The following is an 8,083-nucleotide window of genomic DNA, read 5'->3' on the forward strand; positions in this document are numbered from 1 at the left end:
CGCCAACCGATTCGGCTTCGCCGCGAATCCGGCGCGAGATGCGCAAACGAGCCGCCGCCGTACGCGCGCTCGACCTTCGGCACGACGACGTGATAGCCGTCATGCCACTTGCGAAACCGGCGTTTCGCGTCGAGATGCTCGTGATGCGTCGCGAACGCGCGCAGCGTCGCTTCGTCCCGCCGGTGGCAGCTCGCGTTGAACAACGAGCCGTCGGCCGAGCGGAACCTCGATCTCGACCGTGTCGACGCGCTCTGCAGAAAGCACCCGGTGCGCGCGGTCTACGCGGTGCCGACACGGCGCAACCCGCTCGGCTCCGTGATGTCCGCGTCGAGCCGCGCGCGTCTTGCCGAGCTCGCCGAACGTCACGATCTGCCGGCGATCGAGGACGGCGCCTATGCGTTTCTCGCCGAGCCCGCGCGTAAACCGGTGTTCGCCCATGCGCCCGATCGCACGGTCTACGTGTCGGGGCTGCCGAAGAGCGTCGCGTCGGGCCTGAGATTCGGCTTCGTCGCCGCGCCGGAGCGCCTCGTGCCGGCGCTCGGGCGCACGATTCGCGTGTCGACGTGGAATACGCCGTCGCTGACGGTTGCGCTGGCATGTGCCAGTGGATCGAAGGCGGAATCGTCGACTCGCTCGAGGATCGCAAGCGCAAGGATGCGATGCGCGGCGCCGGCAGACGCTCGCGCGCCGAATGCGAGACGGCGACGCCGTCTCGCATTCGGCTTCGTACTATCTGCGGCCCGCGATGCCCGAAGCGTTGCGCGCGGACCAGGTCGCGGCGGCGCTCGAGCGCGACGGCGTGCCCGTGACGACGGCCGAGCCGTTCTCGAGTGCGCCGGGCACGCCGAGCGCGCCGCACGCGCGGCGGATCGCGCTCGGCTCGGTTATGCCGGAATCGCTCGAAGGCGCGTTACGCAAGGTCCGGCGCGCCGTGCTGGGTTGACGCGCGCCGCAACGCCTCATGCGCGAGCGGCGAGCGCGGGACGCTCGCGGCCCGATCCCGTCGACGCCGCGAAAGCGACAAAGACAGCGCGCGGGCGATCGTCGCGCGATTCGCCCGCGCGCCGCCCGCGGCATCACTCCTGCTTGCCGCGCTGATTGAACCAGCGATCGAGCAGCTTGCCCGCCGCTTCGCGGCCGCCGAGGCCGAACGACAGCGCAACCGCAACCGCGATCGCGCCGAGCACGAGGCCGAACGCGAGCTGCACGATCTCGTTTGCGATGCCCATCGCGCGCAGCCCCATTGCGAACACGAGGCCGAGGATCGCGAACTGCGCGATGCGCGACAGAAGCCGGCTGTGCTCGTTGTCGGCCTGCTCGATCACGCGGCGCGCGAGGCCCGCGAGCCAGAAGCCGATCACGAGGATCACGCCGCCCGTCAGCACGTGCCCGCCGAATTCGATGAAGAGCGTGACGACGTCGCGCACCTGCGTGAAGCCGAGCCGGTTCGCGGCTTCCACCGCCGCGAACAGCATCGCGAAGAAGACGATCAGCCGGCCGGCGAGCACCGACGGCTGCAGCATCCCGGAGAACACGCGCCCGACGCCGAGAATCGCGGGCAGGCCGTCGACGCCCGCGGCGACGAGCAGCTTCTGCACCAGCGCGCCGACGAAGCGCGCGACGTAAAACGTGACGAGCAGGATCACGATGGCCGCGACGATGTCGGGCACCGCGTTGAGGAACTGGCCGAGCAGGTCGGTCGCGGGCCGCGAGATCGCCTCGATCTTCAGCGCGTCGAGCGCGGAGATCAGCGTCGGCACGAACACGAAGATGAACACGACCGTGCCGATGAGGCTCGAGATCTTCACGGGCGTCGGGCTGTCGACGCTTTGCGTGAGCCTGTCGGCGCCCGCCGCGACGAGCAGGTTCGTGACGAGCCCGCGCAGGATGCGCGCGACGAGCCAGCCGACGAAGCCGATCACGGCCGCGGCGAACACGTTCGGCACGATCGCGAGGATCTTGTCGATCATCCCTTGCACGGGCGACAGGAGGCCGTTGAGATCGAACGCGGCGAGGATCGCCGGAATGAACATCAGGATCACGAGCCAGAACAGCACGTCGCCGAGATACGAGCTCATCGGCCGCATCCCGGCCGTCTCCGACAGCTTGCTGTCGATCTTGCTCGCCTTCAGCGTCTTGTCGGCCAAGCTGCGCAAGAGCGACGCGATCAGCCACGCGACGAGCGTGAGCGCCCCGCCGCCGAGCAGGTTCGGCAGATAGTTGATGATCTTCGTGACGAGAAGCGAGAACGGATTCGAGATCGCGTAGAGATTCAGCACGTTGAAGATGCCGACCGCGGTCACGAGCAGGATGAGCCAGAACAGGCCGCCCGCGATGATGCTCTCCACCTGCGCGCCCTGGCCCGTGCTTTCGGCGATGCGCGCATCGACTTTCAGCGCGCTCAGCAGGCGGCGCACGCCCGCGCGGACGATCACGGCGATCAGCCAGCCGATGATCAGGATGCCGAGCGCGCCCGCGATCTTGGGCAGATAAACGCCGAGCGTGCTCTGCATCGACGTCAGGAAACTGGATGAATCCATATGTGCTCTCCCGAAAAGCGTGATGTTGCGTTGGACCTCGACGAACAACCTGCGGACTCCGAAGAAAAAACGGGCTCCGCAGCCGGCGACCTTACACGGGGAACGATGACGGCTTCAATCGTGCTTCACTGTACTCGAACTTTAATCTAAGGGAACGATCCTGCTGATAAAAATCGCATGTCGAGATGGCGTGGCGATGCACGGCGTGCGCTCGCGCAATGAAGCGGGCGCGATAGCCGCGTGGTCGGCACGATCCGTTGGCGGAATGAAGGCCGCGCGCGGCGCGCATTCTCGCCGGCATGTTGCAAGCATGAAACGGACCGGGCGATTGCTGGAAGAATGTGAACCGATGCGCGTGCGCCGCGATTTGCCGCCGCGCCGCGTCGACGCGAAAGGCCTCTGTTCGTTAGGCGCGCCAGGCGCGGGAATTGCAGGGCGATTCGACGCGTCGGGTAGCGGTTGCGGTCCTGCGCGCATCGCGCGGACACGCCAACGACATTTGCGCGGCATCGGCGCGCCGTCGTGTGAATGAAGGGTTCGCGTCGTTCGTCTGCGCGCCGGGGCGCGAGCGTATCGGCAGGTATGCGCGCCGTGACTGCGATTGCGATTGCATCTGCATCTGCGTCTGCGGTTGCGGTTGCGGTTGCGGTTGCGGTTGCGGTTGCCATCGCGAATATGACAACGCCGCGCCGAATGCCGCGATGCCTCTGCTCCCGGCGCGCGCCTCGACTCGATTGCGTCGATTCGCACGCGAAGCGCGAAAGCCGCCGCGCACGCGGCTTCCGGTTTGCTTGGCCGCGCTTCGGAGCGTGCCGGCCAGTCAGCGGGCGGCCGGCCCGACGCCGGCCGCCGATCACGCTCGCGCCTGCGAGACGGCGGCCCCGCATTGCGGGCAGAAGCGCGCGGACGCATCGAGCAACGCGCGGCAAGCGCCGCACGCGGCCGGCGCTTGCGATGCGCCGCACTGCGCGCAGAACTTCGCATCCGCGCCGTTGATCGCGCCGCACTTCGCGCACGCGGCGCTCTGCACGGGCAAGCCGGCTTCGCGGCGAGACGAAACGCCGTCGCGCCCCCAGCCGTCTTGGCGCCGCGCATCCTGCCGGCCCCAACCGTGGCCGCCGTGACTTCCGTGGCCGCTGCCATGGCCACGCCCGTCACCGCCCATCCCGCCGCCGTGATGGTCGCGACTGCCGCCATTTCCGTGATGCCCTGCGCCGACGATCCGCTTGAGCCAATCCATTGCCGCCTCCGTTCATTGACCGCGGCGCAGCAGCCGCAAGCCGTTGCCGACGACGATGAGGCTCGCGCCCGCGTCGGCGAACACCGCCATCCACATCGTGCCCATTCCCGCGATCGTCAGCCCGACGAACACCGCCTTCACGACGAGCGCGAACGCGATGTTCTGCACGAGCACGCGATGCGTCGCGCGCGACAGCCGCACGAACGCCGGGATCTTGCGCAGGTCGTCGTCCATCAGCGCGACGTCGGCCGTCTCGATCGCGGTGTCGGTGCCCATCGCGCCCATCGCGAAGCCGATGTCGGCGCGCGCGAGCGCCGGCGCGTCGTTGATCCCGTCGCCGACCATCCCGACCGCATGGCCGCCCGCCGCGAGCTCGTCGACGACGGCGAGCTTGTCCTGCGGCAGCTGGTTGCCGCGCGCGTCGTCGATGCCGACCTGCTGCGCGATCGCTTCCGCCGTGTGCGGGTTGTCGCCCGTCAGCATCGCGGTCTTGATGCCGAGCGCGTGCAAGTCGGCGATTGCGGCGCGGCTCGTGTCCTTCACCGTGTCGGCCACCGCGAAGAGGCCGAGCACGCGCGTGCCGTCGATCAGCATCACGACCGTCTTGCCCTGCCGCTCGAGCTCGTCGAGGCGCGCCTCGAGCGCGGGCGTGCAGCACTCGAGCTCTTCGACGAGGCGGTGATTGCCGAGCCAGTACGGCGCGCCGTCGATGTTGCCGCGCACGCCGCGGCCGGGAATCGCCTCGAAGCCGGCGACGTCGAGGAACGACGCGCCGTTTGCGCGACCGGCATCGCTCGCGCCGGCATCGGCCGCGCCCGCCGCCGCGACCGCCTGCGAAACCGGGTGGTCCGAACGCGCGGCGAGGCTCGCGGCGAGCCGCCGCACGTGCGCGACGTCGACGTCGGCCGCGCGCATCTCGAAATCGGTCTGCACCGGCTTGCCGCGCGTGATCGTGCCCGTCTTGTCGAGCGCGAGCCACGCGAGCCGGCGCCCCTGCTCGAGATATACGCCGCCCTTCACGAGGATGCCGCGCCGCGCGGCCGCGGCGAGCCCCGAGACGATCGTCACGGGCGTCGAGATCACGAGCGCGCACGGGCACGCGATCACGAGCAGCACGAGCGCGCGATAAATCCAGTCGCGCCACGCGCCGTCGAACACGAGCGGTGGCGCGATCGCGACGACGAGCGCGATCGCGAACACGATCGGCGTGTAGATGCGCGCAAAGGTGTCGACGAAGCGCTGCGTCGGCGCCTTCGCGCCCTGCGCCTCCTCGACCGCATGGATGATCCGCGCGAGCGTCGTGTTGCTCGCGACCGCCGTCACGCGATACTCGAACGAGCCGGCCTCGTTGATCGTGCCCGCGTACACCGGATCGCCCGCGCCTTTCTCGACGGGCAGGCTTTCGCCCGTGATCGGCGCCTGGTTGACGGTCGAGCGGCCGGCGACGATTTCGCCGTCGAGGCCGATCCGCTCGCCGGGCTTCACGCGCACGACCGCGCCGAGCGCGACCTGCGCGGCCTCGACGGCCGCCCACGTGCCGTCGGGCTGCTTCACGGTCGCGGTGTCGGGCGCGAGCCGCATCAGGCTCTGGATCGCGTTGCGCGCGCGATCGAGCGAGCGCGCCTCGATCAGCTCGGCGACGGTGAAGAGCACCATCACCATCGCGGCCTCGGGCCATTGGCCGATCGCCATCGCGCCCGTCACCGCGATGCTCATCAGCGCGTTGATGTTCAGGTTGCCGTTCGTGAGCGCGATCCAGCCCTTGCGATACGTGCCGAGGCCGCAGGCCGCGACCGCCGCGAGCGCGAGCGCGGCGGCAAGCCACACGGGCAACTGCAGCCACGTGGCCGCCTCCGACGCGGCCGCCGCGACGCCCGCGACCGCGAGCGGCCACCACGGCCGCGGCGCTTCGGCCGGCGCGGCCGACGACGAACGGCCGGCTGCGCCGTTATCCGCCTGCTCGGGCGTCATGCCGAGCGAGCGGATCGCGCGGGCGATGCCGGCTTCCGCGCCCGGCGCGTGCTCGACCGTCAGCATCCGCTGCATCAGATTGAATTCGAGCGCCGCGACTTCCGCCATTCCGCCGAGCTTCTTGCGGATCAGCGTCTCCTCGGTCGGGCAGTCCATCTGCATGATCCGGAACGCCGAACGCACGCGGCCGTCGGCGGCCGTTTGCGCGCCGGGCAGCGGCGCGAATGCGACCGGGGCGGGCGCGCAGCAGGCGGCGCCGGCGTGGTCGTGGGCGTGGGCGTGCGAATGATCGCCGCCGGCGTGCGGGCCGTGATCATGGCCGCGACCGCACGAATCATGAGCGCGCGATCCGGATTCCCGGCTTGCATCCAAGTCGATGCCGCCGCGCCGATGATCGTGAGAACAACAACCGTCCGCATGCGGCCGAGCCTGGCCGTCGCCACGAAGCAGCGCTTCGCTGGTCGCTTGGGCCTGCGCCTCGCGCCGATCGGCGCGGCGATCGTGCTCGCGGGAATCGGCGTCGGCATGCGCATGGCCGTCGGCGTGATCGTGCGCGCAACCCGCATGCCGCGCATCGGCTTGGCGGCCTGAATCGGTTGCGCTCGTCAGCTCGCGTTCGTGCGCATGCCCGCTCCGGCCTTCCACGCGCGCCGCGTCGTTCCGGGCTTCGCTCCGCGCGCCGCATTCATGCGCATCCGAGTGCGCTTCGGCGCGCGACGGCTCGCGCACGTCGTGCGAATGCGCGCGAACGTGTTCGGATTCGAGCGTACGCGGCCGGTCTTCGGCCCGAGTGGCCTCGGTCATGGCAACCTCCTCAGTAACTGACGGTGTACAGTTAACACCCTGAAGTCACTACAAGGTCAACCCTTTTTGTAAGGAGATTCGAATGAAGATCGGCGAACTGGCGAAAGCGGCGCGATGCACGCCCGAGACGATTCGTTTCTATGAAAAAGAGGGGCTGATGCCCGACGCGGAACGGACCGACTCCAACTACCGCAGCTACACCGACGCGCACGTCGAGCGGCTGCGCTTCATTCGCAACTGCCGCGCGCTCGACATGACGCACGACGAGATCCGCGCGCTGCTGCGCTTCACCGACGATCCGGCGGACCGCTGCGATTCGGTCAACGCGCTGCTCGACGAACACATCGGCCACGTCAACACGCGCCTCGCCGAGCTCCAGCACCTGCGCGCGCAGCTGATCGAATTGCGCGAGCGGTGCCAGGGCGAGCACGCGGTCGAGGACTGCGGGATCGTGCATGGGCTCGCGACGATGGAAACGCCGGACATGCCGGGCAAGCGCTCGCACGTCGGCTGACGCGCTGCGCCTGCCGCCGCTCCTTTGGCCGTGGGCATTACACAGCTTGCGTTAATTTATATCTAGTCATAACATTACTAGAAATTAATTAACTATCCATGGTATGGCTCGATACTCACCGCTGGCGCTCGTCGTACTCGCGATGCTCACCGAAGCGCCGATGCACGCGTACCGAATCCAGCAGCTCGTGAAGCTGCGCGGCAAGGACGAGGTGGTCAACGTCAAGCAGCGCAATAGCCTTTATCAGACGATCGAGCGCCTGCAACGCGACGCGCTGATCGCCGTGCGCGAAACCGAGCGCGACGGCGCGTTCCCGGAGCGCACCGTCTACGAAATCACCAGCGCCGGCCGCGACACCGCGCGCATGTGGCTGCGCGAGCAGCTCGCTCAGCCGGCGCGCGAATATCCGTCGTTTCCGGCTGCGCTGTCGGTGCTGCCGCTGCTGTCCGCCGACGATGCGCGCCGCCAGTTCGAAGCGCGCGCCGCCGCGCTCGAGGCCGAACTGGCTCGTCTCGACGAAGCGCACGACGCCGCGCTCGCGATGCAGATCCCACGGCTGTTCCTGCTCGACGGCGAACTCATGCGGGTGACGCTGGAAGCCGAGCTCGAATGGGTGCGCCGCGTCGTCGAGCATCTGAAGGTCGGCGCGCTCACGTGGAGCGAAGCGTGGCTGCGCGAGGTCGCCGCCCGGTTTGCGCAGGCGGATGCGTCGGATTCGGAATGAGCGGGCCGGGCGCCGACGGGGAACCGGGTGAGAGGCGCGCCATTCGCTGCAGGCGATGCCGCCATGGCGGCTGTTGGGCGTTGGGCCCGCCATGTTCGGCTGGTGACGTTCCGGTTGTGACGCTCGGCCTGTCACGCGCTGCTCGCTGCGTTCGATCTGCGTGACTTGGCGTTTTGGCGGTTGGCGTTTTGGCGTTTTGGCGGTTGGCGGTTGGCGGTTGGCGGTTGGCGGTTGGCGGTTGGCGGTTGGCGGTTGGCGGTTGGCGGTTGGCGGTTGGCGGTTGGCGGTTG

General features: G+C 69.0%; 6 protein-coding genes and 2 pseudogenes. 4 read left to right on the top strand and 4 right to left on the bottom strand.

What is annotated here, in order from left to right:
- Nucleotides 1–14: 14 nt before the first annotated feature.
- A pseudogene (locus X946_RS36420) lies at nucleotides 15–224 on the bottom strand (antibiotic biosynthesis monooxygenase); the annotation flags it as partial.
- A gap of 43 nt (nucleotides 225–267) precedes the next feature.
- On the opposite strand from X946_RS36420, the pseudogene X946_RS36925 reads away from it, so the two are divergent.
- Nucleotides 268–606: pseudogene (locus tag X946_RS36925) on the top strand (aminotransferase class I/II-fold pyridoxal phosphate-dependent enzyme); the annotation flags it as partial.
- Nucleotides 607–691: 85 nt separating this feature from the next.
- Nucleotides 692–943 carry a hypothetical protein gene (locus X946_RS36930; RefSeq protein ID WP_442854596.1) on the top strand — a complete coding sequence of 84 codons (252 nt, stop codon included), beginning with the start codon at nucleotides 692–694 and terminating at the stop codon, nucleotides 941–943.
- Nucleotides 944–1,076: 133 nt separating this feature from the next.
- Here the strand turns inward: X946_RS36930 and X946_RS23995 are convergent, their stop codons facing one another.
- From X946_RS23995 to X946_RS24005, 3 genes are all read right to left on the bottom strand, one after another.
- On the bottom strand, nucleotides 1,077–2,540 hold the full coding sequence (locus X946_RS23995; protein WP_038752990.1) for a mechanosensitive ion channel: 1,464 nt from the start codon (nucleotides 2,538–2,540) through the stop codon (nucleotides 1,077–1,079).
- An 853-nt stretch (nucleotides 2,541–3,393) separates the two neighbouring features.
- Nucleotides 3,394–3,780, bottom strand: a complete 387-nt coding sequence (locus X946_RS24000) for a zinc ribbon domain-containing protein (RefSeq protein WP_038752992.1) — start codon at nucleotides 3,778–3,780, stop codon at nucleotides 3,394–3,396.
- 12 nt (nucleotides 3,781–3,792) lie between these two features.
- The gene (locus tag X946_RS24005; protein WP_052145157.1) at nucleotides 3,793–6,201 is read right to left on the bottom strand and encodes a heavy metal translocating P-type ATPase; all 2,409 of its coding nucleotides are present in this window, start codon (nucleotides 6,199–6,201) and stop codon (nucleotides 3,793–3,795) included.
- 436 nt (nucleotides 6,202–6,637) lie between these two features.
- Between X946_RS24005 and cadR the strand changes: the two genes are divergently transcribed.
- Nucleotides 6,638–7,069 (top strand): Cd(II)/Pb(II)-responsive transcriptional regulator, encoded by a 432-nt coding sequence (gene cadR / locus X946_RS24010; RefSeq protein ID WP_038752994.1) that lies wholly within the window; start codon nucleotides 6,638–6,640, stop codon nucleotides 7,067–7,069.
- Between the two features lie 103 nt (nucleotides 7,070–7,172).
- A complete protein-coding gene (locus X946_RS24015; protein WP_038752996.1) occupies nucleotides 7,173–7,793 on the top strand; it encodes a PadR family transcriptional regulator in 621 nt (206 codons plus the stop codon).
- Nucleotides 7,794–8,083: the final 290 nt, after the last annotated feature.

Source organism: Burkholderia sp. ABCPW 111, from assembly GCF_000773065.1.
Taxonomy (GTDB): Bacteria; Pseudomonadota; Gammaproteobacteria; order Burkholderiales; family Burkholderiaceae; genus Burkholderia; species Burkholderia savannae.